This is a genomic window from Paenibacillus sp. LRG-1 (assembly GCF_057220305.1).
This window is the reverse complement of sequence record NZ_CM170126.1, coordinates 5569700-5586585: the sequence shown is the minus strand read 5'-3', so window position 1 is coordinate 5586585 and position 16886 is coordinate 5569700. Positions and strand designations below refer to the sequence as shown.

Below are 16886 nucleotides of genomic sequence, written 5' to 3'. Positions count from 1 at the left end.
AATACAGATGAGAAAAGGAATGAAGTTCACGACGTTATTACTGGCTTTGAGCTTGCTGCTTGTTGGTTTGACGGGATGTGCAGGAGGAGGAAATACCAACGGTAGTTCAGGCTCGGCTAAATTTGCTTCGATTGAGGACATTAAAAAGAATGGCAAGATTCGAATTGGTGTATTTGCAGATAAGCCGCCTTTTGGCTACGTGGATTCGGAAGGGAAGAATCAAGGCTTTGACGTTTACATTGCGAAGCGGTTTGCCAAAGATCTCTTGGGTGACGAGTCCAAGGTGGAATTTGTCCTGGTGGATGCTGCCAGCCGGGTCGCCTATTTGGAATCCAACAAGGTAGATATCATCATGGCTAACTTTACGGTGACGGATGAGCGTAAAGAAAAAGTCGATTTTGCCAATCCATATATGAAATTATCCTTTGGCATTGTGTCACCTGACAGCGCTCCAATCACCACGATTGACCAATTAAAGAATTCGGACCAGAAGCTGATTGTCGCAAAGGGAACGACGGCTGAAACCTATTTCACGAAAAATTATCCTGACATCAAGCTGCTTAAATTCGATCAATACACAGAAATCTTCTCAGCCCTCAAAGACAAACGCGGTGCCGCCATTGCCAACGATAATACAGAGCTGATCGCCTGGGCCAAGGCCAACCCCGGCTTTACCGTAACCATCCCGGCCTTTGGTGGTCAAGATACAATTGCACCCGCAGTAGCAAAGGGAAATAAGGAGTTGTTAGACTGGATCAACAATGAGCTGGCTACATTAGGCAAGGAAAACTTTGTGCATCAAGCCTACAAGGACACATTGACCTCTGTTTATGGAGAAGGCTTTACAGATCAATTGGTTGTAGAGGGCGGCAAAGTGGATTAATCATAGTATAAGTTGTTGTTTTACCATAAAGAAGCGTTGGGACAACAAGCCCAACGCTTCTTTAATATGGGGAAAAGAGGGCCTTAGCAACCTCTTATTTTGTCATGGAAATGCCCACTGGGCTAATAGTAATCCTCATTCTCATGTTACAGTCTCACTGTCTCTCAATTCCATCTTCAGGAATGTATTCTATAATATCAGCGAGAGTAATAGCCCTTGTAAATCTTCGTTGGCGGGCAAATCTATTCAAAGCATCAAGTATATGGACTAGTGTTTCCAGTTCAAGTCTTTTGGTTTTGCCATTTACCATATCTATTACGGTAGCCGGACGTATTTTTGCTTCTGAAAAATACTCCTTTATCAGTATAGATTCTAGTTACACGTACTCTGAAATAATGATAACAATTATGCTAAATAACAAGGGAAAAAATATCCCTGCCAGGGGCAGAGATATAAGGTGCAGCGGACTATTCTGTGAATGAATTAGTGTTTCTCTAGTTCATTTTCAGGTATATATTCGAGAACATCATGTAGAGTTAATGGACGACCAGAGAGCCGAATCAGTGTTTCCATCACGGTATTAAATGTTTTAAATTCGATTCGCTTGGATGTATTGTTACACATCTCATAGATGGTATTAGGCCTGATTTTTGCCTCACGAGCGAGAGCGTTTTTAGTAATCCCGATTTCTCGAAGTAATTCTTCAAGTTTAAAAACAATTCCCATACATACACCTCATTATAGAAATTTAAATAGAAATAACATTAACTATTGAAGTTTATCTTTAAAGGATATAAAATAACTACAAAGGTTAATCTTTAAAAGTTATAAAATTTACAAATCTAATCTTTAGTAAAGACCGTTTTAATAGATGTGAAGGGAGCTAAATCTAAATGAACAAAAGTAATTTTGAAAAAGTAAGTGTCATTCTTGGTCCCTGTGATCTTCCGCATATGTATGAGCTTTTTGAAGGCTATCTGATCAAGGACCGTTACGTCATGATGATCGACAATAGCGTGCTTACTCTTCGACATGTAAAAAAGGAAAGAAATCATTCGCATCTATATGTTGATGGTGACACGGGAGGAGTTCACTCTTGCAAGGCATGTACAACGTGAAGACATAGATGTGATTACTGAGTTGGTCGAACGATTGCGCAACATGGATGCATTAAGTTTTCTTACAGATGAATTGTTATGGAACACATGTCGGGAAGATATAGACTTTGATTTAGTTCGGAATAAAGGACTATGAAAATGGCGAACGTAAATCTGATTCGAATTTTTGTTCTCGTTTTACTTATATAATGTAACACAGAAGCGTAAAAGGGTGAAATGAACACCGTCCTAATAAAGATACATACTCTACCCAAAAGCTCTTGCATGCTAGTAGATTTCATTATATAATCTTAAATGATAATGAGAATCATAATCATTACTAACAGTCTTTAGGTGCATGCTCCCAATATGAGCCTAAGTGAATAGGATGGTGATGTGCACATGGCTAAAGCAGATGTGGCAACTGCCAGAAGACAGCTTCGGAGTCCGAACAAGGTAACTCGCAGACGAGCTTTGAGAACGATCAAAGCTGCGAAACGGGCAAAGTAGCAGGTTCCAAGTTAACTGCAAATGGCAATACCAGTGTCAAATTTTTCAGTCTCCTCGTTTTGATATTGCACCTGCTTTCCTGATGGTGGTACACAGGAAGGCAGGTGCCTTTTTTTGAATGATATGAAAAAGCGCCAGACGGGTATCGAACCGTTCTGGCGCATTATTTTTTATAGATATGAAAAACAATTTTATTTCTTTTGTGCAAACAGCCATTCAATCATATCCTGATTTTGCAGAGCCGGAACCCAGGAGAAGTGTCCTGTAGGTTTGATAATCCCTGCTTCGTATTCAGTGAAGTGAATGAGGTTTCCGTTTTGTGCTTTAATGGCAGCGACCATTTCTTGCGAGTTTTTAGGACTTACTGTGGTGTCGTCTGCAGCATGGAAGGCCCAAATAGGAACGTTTTTCAATACTTCGACGTGTGTAGGTTCAACAGGCGCATACATGTTAACGGCTTTTTCATAGTTGGTCAAACCGGCAATCGGTACACCTGCGGCGAACAAGTCAAGATTTTTTTCCAACAATCTCCACGTCCCCATAGCTCCTTGAGAAATACCAACAATATAGATTCGGTTGGTATCGATCGGGTATTTTAACGCCGTTTCACGTACCAAATCGGCTACAGCACTGTTGCGTGGCTCATCCGCCCAAATGAATTTATGCTCCAGGTCAATCGGGCTTTGTGGAGCGATTACGAAGGATGGGTGTTTGGCTTGCTGCTCAGGAGAAGCCCAAGTAACAGCTCCGGCATTTGCCAGCAGGTTTACTCCGTTTCCGTCGCCACGTTCGCCGTTTCCGTGCAGAAACACAACCAGAGGGTAGGTTTTGCCGGGCTCTACTTTAGGCTCAAACGTAAAGTAGTTCAGCTTGAAGCCTTCTTTATTTTCAAAGGTGTTTTTTTGGAAATCGTCCACGATCGGTGTAATTTTATCCGTTGCTTTTACAGTCTGTGCAGAGGCTGGAATGACTGTTTTCTTTGAAGTTGCAATATCTTTCTTTTGACTAATATTATAATTCAACGTGTTGATGCGGTTAACTGCGCTTGTTGCATCATAAGTAAGGGTACTTGCATTTTTATCTTGCTTATCCAGCTCAATCACGACATATTTACCATGAGTACTGCGGTTGGTGATAGCTCCAGTATCATTGGTATATACACCGGTCACGGTTCTGTCTGTATATACATCATTGAGTACAGATTGAACCTGAAAGCTGGAAGTGGATAAGGATGCCCCGTCAATATTGGTGCTGTATTTCAGTACAACAGCAGATACGACTTCACCCAAAGGCTGTACCTGCGTAAGCAGGGTAGCCTGTGGCGCTGGGACATCGGCTGCTGCGGCAGAGCTGGAGGATGGGAAAAAGATCGTAAGCAGGAACACGAAAGATAATAAAACAAGGGCAAAACGTCTTCTTTGCATGAGATTAATCTCCTTTGGTGTCATTTTTTAAAGCGCTTACTACATGTTCGGGATGGTTGACTGTTTGCTGTGGAATTCATACAAATCAAAAAAAAGGCAAACTCCGGGTACACAAGTGTACTCGGGTTTTGCCTTTTCAGTAACAATCCCACTTGAAGGATAGCACCTTCATTGGAATCTGACAAGTGAAAGCGCTACATTTTTGGATCTTTTTTATAAAAAAAGTTTTACCTTCGCAACGGGAGGATTCTACAAAAATCCTTAAAGCGGCTTGCAATTAGAAATAGATAGATCGAAAAGATTGTATTCGTCTATGACAGGAAGATAAGAAACCGAGGCTTTCCAACGGGAATGTTGTGGTATATAATCTTCTTAACTTAACACCGTTAACTTATATAACAATGTTAATAAAGGAGATGAAATCATGAACCAATATGATGCTATTGTCATCGGTGCAGGACTGGGTGGCTTGTCCTGTGCAGCAAGACTCTCCGCGCTCGGTTACCGAACAGCTGTTTTTGAGAGCCACACTCTGCCTGGCGGTTTCGCAACTGAATTTACAAGAAAGGGCTACACTTTTGATGTCTCCTTGCATGGTGTCGGTGGACTCGGGGAAGGCAGCTTCGGTCGGATGTTAAAGGACTGTAATGCGGACCAGCGAATTGTTCCTCTCCGCAAAAAGCACCCTTACTCCATTCGTTGGGAAGGGCAGACCATTGATATTCCGTCCGATGTTCAGGAGTATGTGCAGCTCCTCAAAAACATGTTTCCTGCTGAGGTGGCAGCCATCGATAGTCTATTCGCGGGCATTCGCCGTTTTGAAACAGGCTTCTCTGCTTTTTCTTCCCTCACTTCCTGGCGCAGGGCGGCTGGCCTGCTCAAAGCAGGAACCTTCTTCCGCTGGACGCAGATGACTACCTGGGAAGCTGTAAGCCAGTTCGGGTTGTCTGACCGATTCACGGAATTCTTCACCGCGCTGTGGGCCTATTATGGATTGCCTCCAAAACGGCTTGCGGCCTTGTATTTTTTCATTCCCTGGATCGGCTATCATTTGGAGGGGACGTATTACATTGAGGGAGGCGCACAGGCTTTATCCAATGCACTGGTTGACGCTATTAAGTCAGCGGGAGGAGAAGTTCACCTGCGCAGTCAGGTGTCTGAGATTATGCTCGAACGCGGTAAAGCAGCTGGTGTCCGTCTGAAAAAAGGGGATGTATATAAAGCCAACTGGATTGTGTCTGGTATCAGTCCCCATCATACGTATGGCCGCCTACTGGAAAACTATGATGCTGCCCGTCGTGAGCTGGAAGCTGTCAGCAGTTTGGAGACTGGCATATCTCTCACCCAGCTATATCTGGGATTATCATGTGAACCCCATGAGCTTGGTATCACCGAAGAAGACTTAATCCTACGTAATGAGCCGGATTCGGAAACAGATTATGAAGTTATGATGAGCGGCCAGTATACCAAAGGCAACTGGATGCTCACCAATTATAACGCTATGGACCCTAAGCTCAATGAACCGGGGAAGGGTGTCATTGCAATTACATTTTTGGACAGATTGGAGAACTGGCCTGCCGCACGTCCCGAATATAAAGCCAAAAAAGAAGCCGTGACAGAGCAGATACTGGGATGCCTAGAACAGCTGTATCCTGGTTTTCGCAGCAAGGTAGTGGTGGCCGAGTTGGGCACACCGCGCACGATGCAGCGTTATACCGCTAATCCCGACGGGGCCGTTTATGGCTACGCACAAACGGTCCGCCAGTCCGGCATAAAAAGACTGAAGCACAAATCAGCAGTAGACCGTCTGTCATTGGTAGGGGCGTGGACACAGCCTGGGGGCGGGTTTCAAGGGGCTATGAACTCGGGTATAATGGAAGCTGATCGTATCGCCGCCAAATTGGGGTAGGCAGAAGGGGCAAGTACATCTACTCATGAAACATATCAAACGCCGAGAACGTGAAAGCAGTGAGATCCGCCGGAAAATCATTGAGGCCGCCCGGTCGCTTTTCCTGAATCAGGGGTATGCCGAAGTCTCCATGCGCAAAATTGCGGATCAGATCGAATATTCACCAACGACTATTTATCATTATTTTGCCAATAAGGAAGCCGTTGTCCGTGAACTGCTGCTAGAAGGAAATACCTTGTTCCTGCAGGCTCTTCTGCAGCGTGTGGATGAAGCACAGGCAGCGGGATTGAATACGCTGGACACATTGAAAACGGTATCTGATGCGTATGTTCGTTTTGGAACGACTAACCCGGAATATTACAACATCCTGTTTATCAGCAACCTGGAATCTGTAAGCTTGGTCAGTCTTATAGACAGTGGGAGTTTTAAAGGCTTTGAGCTGCTTGAAGCGGGGCTCAAAGCTGCTATGGAGGAGGGCTGCATCATTCAAGGAGATGAGCACCTGATCGCCAGATCCGTATGGAGCATGCTGCACGGATTGACTTCTTTGCTCCTGAATTTTGAACTTCCTATGGCAAAATCCAATGATGAATTGATCGCATTCACTATAGATACTTTCCTCAAGGGGTTAAGCCGCTGACGCAGCGGCTAACTTTCTTTACCTCACACCACTGTACATGCGAATCCGCATACAACCATTCCGAAAGATTAACGAAGTTCCAAATCTGAAAGCTGCTTAAGCACGGCTTCAATACGACGTTTATCTTTTTTGAGCATAACGAGCTGCAAAGAAGCAAGAAGCAGATCTGAGATATTGGCCCAAGCGTCTGCTTCCAGAGCGGGAAGAGGATCCCGATGAATCATAATATCCAGCGCCTCGGTTGCAATTTTTTGATGAAGCTCGCTATCGGATAGCCATTCAATCAACTGCTCAGCTGTAGGACGGGAGTGAGCGAAAAGTATTGCCCAGCCATCCACCGGATGATTGACCTTATCCCGCATCCAGTTAATGATCCGTGGTGAACGAAAATGTTGTAGCTGCCCATTAGCGGTGTATCCTTCTAATTTGTCTTCTGCGACCAAATGCTGTAGCAGGTGATTGCAAACACATACCAAGCCTTCCTGCTCGGGTAGGCAGCGGGCGCTTAGATAAGCACGTGTGGACGCAAATGCACCCTTAGCATGTAGGGTATTGTTTTGAGCTAAAGATGTCCATGCTTGCGCGGTTTCCGGTTCCCACAAGGAGCGGACCCATTCAGCAGCCCCAATCCCCGCAGTCTCCCCTACCAAAACGGCCCAAGTAGAGAATGGAACCTGGCTATGCTGAATGTTCTGCCAGTGCTGCTCCCAGGCAAGAAAAATATCCTTTGGATCATAGGCTTGAAAAGCCTGCAACACAGCAGGATAATCTACGCCATGCATGGTGGTGTAATGGATTAGCGTCTCCAACGACTGTGCATCCTCCAGCTTCATCGTGCAAAACATGTTCAACCAGCGTTGCCACAGTTGCAGTGGTGGGCTGTTTAGCTGAATGCCATGCTCATCGGTCACTTTAAACCAATCCCATAGCCATAGCCCGTGCAAGGTGAGCATGGTGTCTATATAGGCGGGTAGATTTTCCGCGAGCAGCGTGAACTGATCCAGCTCGTGATGATAGCAGAAAACCGCTGGCTCTGTTGCGGATGTTGCCATATCAAGCAGTATCGGATCACCCGCACCATTATAATTAAGGATCAGATATCGTTGCTCGTCCGCTGCTGAGTCGGTATCTTCCCCATAGGATGTAAAATAGCCAATATACTCATGATTCCATCCAAACTCTCCTGTGATATCGTCTAGGATACACTGCTCTTGTTCAAGATCCTTGCTGTTTTTATATGAACACTCTGGTCCATCAGCTACAATACAGTGTTGGGGGAGACACCATAGCAAATTTAAGCTGCCACACCGCTTTATCAATTCAGACAGGGAGGCAGGCAAATGCATCTGCAGCCGTTCCTCCAGCTCAGTTAGTTCACCTGTAGAAATCCCTTCCGTCCATTGGTATACCACATCAGGCATCCCACTTTGTCTCAGACGATCAACGACTTGTTCCAGTTTTTCTAAGGTTTGTGTAAAATGTACTGTCATTCGTATTCTCCCTCCTCTTACTCTACAACCCGGCAATGCTCTTTTTGCAAGAATGATAAAATTTCATCACGAAGTGCTATCGCTTTGGATTCATAAATGATCGCCACTTCGCGTCCATATGCATAGTTAAAACGCACGTATCCGCCAAGAGTCTGAAGAAAAGCCATGCAGATATGCTCATTTTCAATCCATAGATTTGAGTTAAAATGCTGTTTAAATCGCTGAGCCAATGCTTGTAAGGATGCCGGAGCAAAATTCAGCGCCTGATCGCTCGGATTGGCTGGATTGTAGGCCTCGGCCGTATCCAGGGGACTAAACAGTAGGAATGTAGCGGTTTTGTCTTGGCTGACAGGTTCGAAATAACGGGGGAATGGCTCCATTCTTCCAAATTCATCCTGTAGTATATGTCCTAATGTCTCTGTGAATGGAACTTGAACATCTAAAGTCTTCGTAGTAATGATCTCCGAGTGTCGTGGCAGCCACATTAAGCCTTCAACCTGAGGGTGAATCGCTAGGAAGTCACCATCTATGGAGCTGCCAATGACCACGCACTCACCCAGCTGCCGCGCTGTAATTGGGCAGTTATCATCATGCGTCCACAGTTCGTAATCCGTATAGGATTGCAATAGTTGAGGATCAGGCATTTCGATTATCAGCAGGCCACAATAGGTGCCCGGCCCGTAGCGGGTGAGGAATGCTACATAGGGAGGTGGTAAAGTTATTCCATAGGTATGCTCAATATTTGTCAGTTCATCGGTAGCCATCGGTGTGTGCTGTGTGGAAACCCAATACATGTAGAATACACCTGCTTTCCGGCACTCTATCTATAGGGATAGAGCCCAAAAGTAAATGAGAGATATGCTATAATCAGGAAATAAAATAGTTATAGATTAGTCTATCTTAATTTCATAGGAACTACAATTTGTGAGGGGACGAAGGAGGAACACATCTTATGACATCAGGGGTACAAGCCTACATAGATCCAATTTTTGAGGCGATTGATGAGGCGTACGCTTCTGAGCAAAAGCGCATCGCCGAATTCCAAATCAAAAGTGTCCTTCACGAAGGGATTCATGAATACTTAAAAGTTACCTGTAAGAAGGATGGGCTGTGGGTGGATACCTACGAACCGTTTGATTGGGATCATCGTAGACCGGATACGAAAATTTCTGGGTTTACAGATGGGGTAACATTGCAGCAGGTACAGGACGAATGGATGCCTGTGTTTAGGGAACGGATAGAGGCTCTGTTTAAGTCGAAAGAATTTAGTTCCATGTTCTTTCGTTATCGGCTGGAATTTCATCTGGAAGTAGTCTTGGAGAATAAGGCTAGTCATTTTACATTCTCACTCCTGAACGAAGATAAGCGGCAGCAACTGTTAGCCACTATCCAACAGTTTGTAGAGCAGAAACTCAACCCCTCTAGTAAAGCTGTGCCGAAGGAAGAGGACGATTTTTTCTTAGTAAGGCACTTGCTTGATCCTCATTTGTACCCTGTAAACGCCCAGTGGATGAATGAGCTGCTGAATCGAATGGATGCCAAAGTGAAGGTCAGCCGCAAGCGTGAGGAAGTATGGAGGTATCAGCTCAGCAGTGGCTTGAAGCATTGGGCAGAGGATGAATTTTTGGCCAATTATACAGATCGGGAAAAAAGCTATGGGCTGGATTATAAAGTGAAGCCTGATATTCTCCCTTCGGAAATTCCTGCGCCAGCCATGGAGATGCTCCTGCTTACCGCGATGCGGGTGGGCTCGACCGATGCCGATGCACGGCAGAAGTATTTGGAGATTGCTGCACAGCTAGGCTCGGAGCAGGCTTCCGTGTGGCTTGAGAGCGGATCAGGAAGCATCCCAGCGTTATATACAAGTGAGCGAGTCATCTGCCAAGCCAATGATATTTTGCAAACGCTGGAGGTTCAGATTCGTTCAGAGGAAGAAGAGAGCTATAGAGAAGCACTCGTATATTTATGCGATATTTTAAAGAAGGGCTTTACCAAGGAATATCGGATGAAGTTCAAAAGCAAGGTGAAAAACTACCTGCCTGTACCCAAGTTGGCTAAATCTACGCTACATCGTTTCTTCGCCAATGCACTTGAGTATCCGTCGCTGCATCCGTTGCTGGCTGAATATGCCGAAACCGTGATGGAAGAATTCAAATGGTATAACGATGTAGAGCCCGGTGAAAAGTCGGCGATGCCAGGAACCTATGCGGTAATGGGATTAGGACTGAAAGGAACGAACTATTTCCCATTAGTGAATCATTATATGAAGCTGGTGGACAGTGAACATCAGTCCGTACAGGACGGTTACGCGGCTGCTTTTGCCGAAGCGCATGGGCTAACACCTGACACGATCCCCGTTTGGACGAGGATTCTACTGGCAAGCAACGAGTCTGCCAAACCCCTGAAGTCATCCGGAATCGAAACTGTAGAGCAGGCACAGGTACTGGTGGAGGAGCTTGAGAAGCTGGAGGACTACGAACAAGAGGTGCTTGTTTATCGTATATGGGGTGGCGCGAAGAGACTAAAAAACAGCCTGAAGCAGGCTGTCCCTGAGGTAAAAGAGTTGCTGGAGACGCTTATTCCATAAAAGCATCATATTCATGATAATATCGCAGTCCCTGCGCAATGCGTTCAATATCCGGCTCGCTTCCGCTGTGGCGTAACACTTCAATGACATCCTGTACAGTCGCCACCTCCAACCAAGATTGCACGTGATGGTCTGGTAGAGATGCAGGTATACTTTCATCACGATGATTGGTGACGGTGAGACCGGCATCCTCCAGTTCCCACAATTCTTCCTCGGGGATGATGTAATAGGTAGAATTGAGCGGATTACTTTGAACACGTTCCAGATTGGCAAATACCCATTCATTGATCTCTGTTTGGCCAACGGCACGAATCAATGCTTCAAGGCTGTCAAAAGTTTGTATGCTCATGTATGGAGGCCCCTCCCTTAGTCGCTGGCTTATGCTGTAGCTTTTGTAATATTCTCAAGATGGCCTGTCGATTCTTCGCATCCTTAATGTACTTGGGAATGGAATGGGAAGCCGTACGCATCATACCGGATGTAGGCTTTTCTCGCAACTCGGCAGAGATATAGGAGAGCAGGTAATTCAGGTGTATCCGGTTAAGAGCCCAGACAGGTTTCCCCCGGTAGTAATCAAGGAAGTACAGCTGAAGCTGGAAAATAGGGTCTTTTCCGTTTTGGACCACGTCTGTATGCCATTCGTGTGATTGAACACGATGCACCGGAACCTGATTGCGTGTCTCACAGTGCGGACAGTTTATATTCGTATTTTTATGGAGTTTCGTTCGGTCATCATGGATTTCGATATTAAAATACCGCTCGCAATGGTTGCATACGCCGCGTGCATAGAATGTATAAGATTCTGGCTGCTGATACGTGTAGTAACAATGAGAACATCGAACGACGTAATGACAGTCTTCCTTTGAGTTGGAAATGAAAGCTTGGGCCTGACAACGAGGGCAATGAACAGCTACCTGTTCTCCTCTCCTGATCACGGCGCTAAAGTCATATTTATATCCATGTTCATCTTTGAAGCGCTTTTGCTCCATATTCGTTCCTCCTTTTTCGAAAAGAGCGTAAAAACGTACGTTTTACGAGTCTTATGTTATAATATTCCTCAACAACAGAATGGCTTAGATGGGCGGTCGGCTAGTCTCCTGTAAAGGAGGTGAGGCCTGTGGAGGTTAAAGACACCCTAATGTTGATGATTCAATTCGCAACGTTGGTGATCCTAATTCTTTCCTTCCATAAAAAGAAATAGACCGCCCTCGACAAAGGCAAACGGTCTATTTCAATGATCATCCTTTGACACGGCTACCGCCCTTAAAAGCGGCTGTTGCCAAAGAGTGAGGATGTTGACGCATCTTCACTCTTTTTTTAGAATATACATCTTATTCCCATTTTAACACTTGAAAATGGCCTTTTCAATGCGCCGAAGGGTGAAAAGGTGAATAGGACGTGCAAAAGGAGAGGGCGAACATGAGCATTTTTACAGGGCTGCAACGTCCGCAGTTTCAGGCTTATTATGATGAGGTTTTTCTAATAGAGCATCGTTTTAAAAATGGTATGGGCTTTCCGCCTTCTTATATAGATTATGTCAAAACTCTTGGTTACGGGCGACTATGTGGCTTATGGAACATTCATATTCCTCTTGGCGATCACCCGGATTCATGGCTTCATCGTTATCATAACTGGCGGGCCTGGTTTGATGATTTACTGGGATCGGAAGAGGTTCTACAAGAAGCGGCGCTGGAGCCAGATGGTTTTCCGGAGCTTTTGGAGCATGCGGTTCCCTTCGCTTCCAGTGAAGGGAATGACCTGCTGATTTGGGATATTCAATCGCCTGATGAACGGGGAGAATTCCCAATCTATGCTTTGAATCTATGCACATGGGGCAATTTTCGGTATGCAGCCTCGGATTTATATAGCCTCGTCGAAGCGTTGGTGGATGAAGAGCGCGTGAAGTCAGTATTAGGGACAGAGCGTACACCATTCTCTTATACGTTCGAGCCCTTTTAGCAGCGTAAATAACCACCTTGGTATCAAACTTCAAGGTGGTTATTTGTGCTGCTATTCTTCTGCTAGTGGTCTTCGTATTGGGCTAAATATCGCTGTACCAACTCATATCCAGCCACGCCCATTACAGTATATTGATTATATTCTTCCAGTTCCAGATTGCGTATATATTCATCCCCGCAATACAGATGGCCCGCACAATTAAAATATTTTAGCTGCTGTTGTTCCTCGGATAGAGGGCGCTGATCGATAATAGGCCATACTCCCTTCGTCATGTTTTGGGTGGCGGTGAATATAACTTCAAATCGGCCGCGATAATTTGTGAACGGAAGATATGTCTTTTCACCCTTGTACGCTTGATTCTGGCCTATGGATAGAACCCCGAAGGAGAACGCTTTTTTGAATCTACCATACAGTGCGCAGATCACCTGACATACCGCAAATCGGCCGTCATGCATGGGGATAACAAAAATATCGCCTTCCCGATGTTTGATTCTTTTGAACACCATCGTCAGGCCAGCTCTTCCTGAATGATCTCTGTTTTTAGACCTTTAGCGTTGGTAATCGTAATGCTGATCGCATCATAGCCGTTCCGCTTCGCATCTTCAAAATCGCATCGTTCGCCGTTGATCAGCTCTAACTGTCCATTCTCATCCACATCGTCTGCAAACTCGTCATCCCAATCAACATTATAAAAAGCGGTCAAGCTTACCTCGAAAGTATCTTCACCATCTTCGTCCAGATAGGGCAGCAGGGGAGTACGATTGTTCTGCTGTTCCTTGGTATAAACTTCGCATAGCAGAGCATCGTAACCATGGCGGGTTCCGTCAAAAATCACGATCTGTTCACCTGTGACTGCCTCTTCTGCAATAATGAGTTGGGGGGCAAATTCAGTTCCAGTGATCAGCTCGTCCATAAGTTCTCCATAATAAAAAATGTGGAATTTCGTATGTCCTGCCTGTGAACGAAGCGTACCTGTCCACTCCTGCTCGACCCATGCCTCTGGGTTTTCGGGTACAACCCAACCTTCTAAATAAGCCGGTCCCCAATTAGGGTTATGTATTTCTGTCATCAGTAGGCCTCCCTTTCTGCTCGTTGAGTCGTTCAATTACCTGATTAAAAAACGTTGTAAAGTCTGTTGCCACCAGATACAAATGTCCACATTCGTCCTGCTCTGCAATATCATAGTTCAGTTTGTCATCATAAGCATGAAGATGTGTGCGGTCCCAGTAGTACACATACGGGGTGTATTCATTACATATTAGAACGTAAAAATTGTCGCCCGCATCTGCACCAATCAACAAAGCGTTCTGGACATGATTGATTTCATCCAGAAATTCATCATTAATCGCTAGAAGGTCATGATTTTTGTTGGATACCTCATATCCGAAAAAACAAGTCAAATCAATGTCTCCGTTATCCACGCGATCGAAGGGCACATTGCAATAAAAAGGGGCGGCTACATAAAAACCGTTATATTGTGAAAGAAAACGTGTATAGCCAGCGGGCAATATATGCTGTATCTGTTCCTCCAATGCCGCGATCTGGGCAGGCGAAAGCCCTGATTCAATTGCGAATGACATCAACAACCAGCCTCCTTGATCCTAGTAAACCATAGACCTCTTTTTGGAAATGAGAAGACGCAGCGGTGCATCGTTTGTGAGATCATGTCATGGATAGGGTGACGATTTTGTTGTCCTCATCCACATCTACCTTCACATTCACTCCCAGCTTGTCCTTAAACAGCTTACTGATATTGATATAGTCATCCTTTACCGCACGGCTTGATCTACCGGTCGTGCGAGTCATCCCAGCGGTGATGATGGAACGGACGTATGTTTTATCGAGCTTGGCTTTGGGATTATAGGTATAAATAATCTGTTCCTGCTGATTGTAATAATGGGTTAATTCCGTGTAGTCGTTAGCATTCTCATACTGCTTTTCCTCACGCACATACTCAGGATGGTCCATGGTGTAGTGGACTCCCCCGTCCAGAAAAGGATTTTCCTTGGAGGGTCGGAGTTCATATTGTCCATACGCCAGTTGAAACAGATACTCTATGCCTGAGCCCTCCGCCTGATAGTAGAGCTGACGATTGTCCCCTTTTTTATCTATAGCGGTATAGCTGCTGATTAAAGGCCAGGCATCATACTTTTTATCCTTTACCTCAATGGCAAGCTTGTAATGTAAAAGCACCTTTTCATTTTGAAATAATCCAAAGCTGCTCATGATGAAATAGGCAGGCACACATATAATCCCGATAATCAATATGAATATAAATATTCTTACACGCATAAGTAGAGTGATTCTCCTTTGGTTGTCGATTATGTGGACAGCTCCCGTTTGGCAGATGCACCGAATTCTCATGCTGCGATAATTGCTTCAGAGCATGTTGTGCGAAAGGCATGCTTTTATGTGCGCGAAGCAGTGCACAAGCGGCCTCCTTGACTAAGATATATGTATCACTGCGGATCAACTCTCATGTCTGTAGTTCGATAAAGCTTCTTCCCGTCCGCCACCCTCCAGCAGCACCATAACCGCATAGGAGATCGTATCAATCCAATCGTCGAGGGTGTTGATCTGCTCTACGGTCAGCAGGTTGTTTCGCTGCAGCATACTATCAGGATACAATGCCCATGCCCGTGTATATTGACATATCCCCCACAGAGCGGCAATCAGCTCCCGTTCTACGGATGGTTTCTCCAACTCATCTGCGAGAACTTCAATGATGGTCATCAGTTCATGGAAGTTGTCCTCGATCAGTTCTCCCTGAAAGGGGCGGAGCATCCCTAGAAATCCGTTTTGCATTTTGGGATGCTCCAGATCATCGTGAATAAAAGAATGACAACGTAACAGCTCGCGAGCCTCCTGTTTATTCATTCAGCTCCTTAATCTCTGCGCGGATACCTCTGCACAGAAAGCTACCTGACAGTCCCGACAAGGCATCGATATCAACGACCATGTCTGCTTCTTCATAGCGGAAATCAAGCTGCAAGATGATGTTTTCTGTTTCTACAGGAGTTAATACATGCTCTTTGGTTTCCAGAAATGTAAAAGTCACTGCATAGCGTGGGACGTCTTTTACTGGAGCTTCAGGGATTACAGGTGCCTCAGCCGAAGGCTCCAGATCCGGTGATTTAGGGACAAGCACGCTAGCGTAGGATAGCTCAATCGTCAGCGTAATCTGGTCTTTCGTCATATTAGCAGCTGTAATTCGGTCATAATGAAAGGGAGGGAAATAGCCGAGCTTCTCGACAATGCTGTCTGCTCCTTGAATAGAAACGGTTGGAGAGAAAGCCAGTTCCAGTCCGATGGACCCTGCCAGTTGGTCTTCATATTCTGGATTGATACGTACAAGGGCTTGTTCCGGCTCTACTTTCAAAATCGTCCCTATAAAATACTGTTTGCCATGGATCAGAACAATATCATGCGGAACGAACGGCAACGCTCCCCCGGCTTGATAATGAATGAGATATTCGTTCTCTTTTTTTTCAACCTTTTGAACTTGAATTTGCATAAATTGCAGCCTCCTGGGGTTAATGGTATGACGGATTGTTTAAGTGTGTGGTAAAGGGAACGGAGTCCACGTTTGAAAAACATACTTCATATCCGGGGTATCCTGTTCGAGCATAAATGGAAGAATATCCATAATAGCGCGTGCTTTACTGCCAGCATAAAAGTTACGCGAGCTGTGTAGCAGCTTGTTTGCCTTTAACCACTGGCTCAGCTTCATCATAACGTCTTCGACGATTGCTTGGTCGATACTTTCATAAACGTCCTGACGGATTGAAACGAGCATGCCGCAATGATTAGAAGATTGGCACATGGGGTCATTGGACAAAAGAATGTACACTTCCGGCGTTGTCCCTTTGTTATAGGATGATTTGATACTGGGAGCCTCGATAGCTAGCATAAGCGGAATCAATTCATCATCGGTTACAATACGAAGCAACTCCTGCTTGTCCCAGCGAATCTTACCGTGTTTGGCCTTTTTAGCCCCGGCTTGATAGACTGACACACGGGTATTGCGGATTCCTGATATATTCAGGAGCGTTTCAAAACAATCGAACAGGTTAGTAAAGCACTCTTCGGCAAACAAAGTGTGCTTCTCCGACAAGGAACCGGTCATTATGAAATTATAATGCAGGTTGTTAACCACAAGCATCCATCCTTTATTCATGAATTACCAATTCATATACCATAATATATGACATGAAGATCGAATTCACCTTTTACATTGACTGTGGTACTGTTCATTAAAATCGTTTGGAAACCAGTTCAACTTCGCGTATACTAGGAAAGTCATAGATGGAACGGGCCTGAGCCGCATTGCGGCCGTATGTTGGTTACATGAACAGATTCAACGATAACGGATAAGCTCCCTTCCTGA

The 16886-nt window shown here is 45.1% G+C and carries 20 protein-coding genes and 1 pseudogene; 8 read left to right on the top strand and 13 right to left on the bottom strand.

All coding sequences use genetic code 11. The features are described from left to right. The first annotated feature begins 7 nt into the window (after positions 1-7). Positions 8-883: a cysteine ABC transporter substrate-binding protein gene (locus ACUUJN_RS24740; protein ID WP_341063171.1), complete on the top strand. Its 876-nt coding sequence runs from the start codon at positions 8-10 to the stop codon at positions 881-883. A 483-nt stretch (positions 884-1366) separates the two neighbouring features. Here ACUUJN_RS24740 and ACUUJN_RS24735 read toward each other — a convergent pair whose 3' ends face one another. Next, entirely contained in the window at positions 1367-1609 is a 243-nt protein-coding gene (locus ACUUJN_RS24735; RefSeq protein ID WP_023990771.1) for a helix-turn-helix domain-containing protein, read from the bottom strand. A gap of 167 nt (positions 1610-1776) precedes the next feature. On the opposite strand from ACUUJN_RS24735, the pseudogene ACUUJN_RS24730 reads away from it, so the two are divergent. After that, a pseudogene (locus ACUUJN_RS24730) lies at positions 1777-2137 on the top strand (hypothetical protein). A 245-nt stretch (positions 2138-2382) separates the two neighbouring features. Further along, on the top strand, positions 2383-2490 hold the full coding sequence (locus ACUUJN_RS24725) for a putative metal homeostasis protein (RefSeq protein WP_158451783.1): 108 nt from the start codon (positions 2383-2385) through the stop codon (positions 2488-2490). Positions 2491-2681: 191 nt separating this feature from the next. On the opposite strand, the gene ACUUJN_RS24720 is transcribed toward ACUUJN_RS24725, so the two are convergent. After that, positions 2682-3914, bottom strand: a complete 1233-nt coding sequence (locus tag ACUUJN_RS24720; RefSeq protein ID WP_484669024.1) for a peptidase — start codon at positions 3912-3914, stop codon at positions 2682-2684. A 424-nt stretch (positions 3915-4338) separates the two neighbouring features. Between ACUUJN_RS24720 and ACUUJN_RS24715 the strand changes: the two genes are divergently transcribed. Both ACUUJN_RS24715 and ACUUJN_RS24710 read left to right on the top strand, forming a co-directional pair. Next, positions 4339-5823: a phytoene desaturase family protein gene (locus ACUUJN_RS24715; protein WP_071558112.1), complete on the top strand. Its 1485-nt coding sequence runs from the start codon at positions 4339-4341 to the stop codon at positions 5821-5823. A gap of 25 nt (positions 5824-5848) precedes the next feature. Continuing rightward, on the top strand, positions 5849-6463 hold the full coding sequence (locus ACUUJN_RS24710) for a TetR/AcrR family transcriptional regulator (RefSeq protein ID WP_023990768.1): 615 nt from the start codon (positions 5849-5851) through the stop codon (positions 6461-6463). 68 nt (positions 6464-6531) lie between these two features. On the opposite strand, the gene ACUUJN_RS24705 is transcribed toward ACUUJN_RS24710, so the two are convergent. Both ACUUJN_RS24705 and ACUUJN_RS24700 read right to left on the bottom strand, forming a co-directional pair. After that, positions 6532-7953 carry an SMI1/KNR4 family protein gene (locus ACUUJN_RS24705; RefSeq protein WP_484669023.1) on the bottom strand — a complete coding sequence of 474 codons (1422 nt, stop codon included), beginning with the start codon at positions 7951-7953 and terminating at the stop codon, positions 6532-6534. A 17-nt stretch (positions 7954-7970) separates the two neighbouring features. Beyond that, on the bottom strand, positions 7971-8747 hold the full coding sequence (locus tag ACUUJN_RS24700; protein WP_053326292.1) for an SMI1/KNR4 family protein: 777 nt from the start codon (positions 8745-8747) through the stop codon (positions 7971-7973). A gap of 158 nt (positions 8748-8905) precedes the next feature. Between ACUUJN_RS24700 and ACUUJN_RS24695 the strand changes: the two genes are divergently transcribed. Further along, a complete protein-coding gene (locus ACUUJN_RS24695) occupies positions 8906-10540 on the top strand; it encodes a DUF6138 family protein (RefSeq protein ID WP_484669022.1) in 1635 nt (544 codons plus the stop codon). Here ACUUJN_RS24695 and ACUUJN_RS24690 read toward each other — a convergent pair. Both ACUUJN_RS24690 and ACUUJN_RS24685 read right to left on the bottom strand, forming a co-directional pair. Then, on the bottom strand, positions 10530-10889 hold the full coding sequence (locus tag ACUUJN_RS24690; RefSeq protein WP_023990764.1) for a DUF7716 domain-containing protein: 360 nt from the start codon (positions 10887-10889) through the stop codon (positions 10530-10532). The two genes, ACUUJN_RS24695 and ACUUJN_RS24690, sit on opposite strands and share 11 nt — an antisense overlap. Continuing rightward, positions 10870-11529, bottom strand: coding sequence for a hypothetical protein (locus tag ACUUJN_RS24685; protein WP_484669021.1), 660 nt, complete (start codon positions 11527-11529; stop codon positions 10870-10872). The genes ACUUJN_RS24690 and ACUUJN_RS24685 overlap by 20 nt, the downstream gene beginning before the upstream one ends. Positions 11530-11648: 119 nt before the next feature. Between ACUUJN_RS24685 and ACUUJN_RS24680 the strand changes: the two genes are divergently transcribed. Further along, entirely contained in the window at positions 11649-11741 is a 93-nt protein-coding gene (locus ACUUJN_RS24680) for a putative holin-like toxin (RefSeq protein WP_219727865.1), read from the top strand. Between the two features lie 218 nt (positions 11742-11959). Next, entirely contained in the window at positions 11960-12499 is a 540-nt protein-coding gene (locus tag ACUUJN_RS24675) for a hypothetical protein (RefSeq protein WP_023990762.1), read from the top strand. 62 nt (positions 12500-12561) lie between these two features. Here the strand turns inward: ACUUJN_RS24675 and ACUUJN_RS24670 are convergent, their stop codons facing one another. From ACUUJN_RS24670 to ACUUJN_RS24640, 7 genes are all read right to left on the bottom strand, one after another. After that, positions 12562-13005: an immunity 26/phosphotriesterase HocA family protein gene (locus tag ACUUJN_RS24670; protein ID WP_023990761.1), complete on the bottom strand. Its 444-nt coding sequence runs from the start codon at positions 13003-13005 to the stop codon at positions 12562-12564. A 2-nt stretch (positions 13006-13007) separates the two neighbouring features. After that, positions 13008-13568 carry a hypothetical protein gene (locus ACUUJN_RS24665; protein ID WP_023990760.1) on the bottom strand — a complete coding sequence of 187 codons (561 nt, stop codon included), beginning with the start codon at positions 13566-13568 and terminating at the stop codon, positions 13008-13010. Next, positions 13552-14079: an SMI1/KNR4 family protein gene (locus ACUUJN_RS24660; protein WP_049828352.1), complete on the bottom strand. Its 528-nt coding sequence runs from the start codon at positions 14077-14079 to the stop codon at positions 13552-13554. Before ACUUJN_RS24660 ends, ACUUJN_RS24665 begins: the two co-directional genes overlap by 17 nt. 82 nt (positions 14080-14161) lie before the next feature. Next, positions 14162-14791, bottom strand: coding sequence for a hypothetical protein (locus ACUUJN_RS24655; protein WP_053326290.1), 630 nt, complete (start codon positions 14789-14791; stop codon positions 14162-14164). Positions 14792-14968: 177 nt separating this feature from the next. After that, the gene (locus tag ACUUJN_RS24650) at positions 14969-15376 is read right to left on the bottom strand and encodes a hypothetical protein (protein WP_053326289.1); all 408 of its coding nucleotides are present in this window, start codon (positions 15374-15376) and stop codon (positions 14969-14971) included. Further along, on the bottom strand, positions 15369-16013 hold the full coding sequence (locus tag ACUUJN_RS24645; RefSeq protein WP_023990756.1) for an immunity 50 family protein: 645 nt from the start codon (positions 16011-16013) through the stop codon (positions 15369-15371). Before ACUUJN_RS24645 ends, ACUUJN_RS24650 begins: the two co-directional genes overlap by 8 nt. Positions 16014-16052: 39 nt before the next feature. Beyond that, positions 16053-16661, bottom strand: a complete 609-nt coding sequence (locus ACUUJN_RS24640) for a hypothetical protein (RefSeq protein WP_226887729.1) — start codon at positions 16659-16661, stop codon at positions 16053-16055. Between the last annotated feature and the right edge of the window lie 225 nt (positions 16662-16886).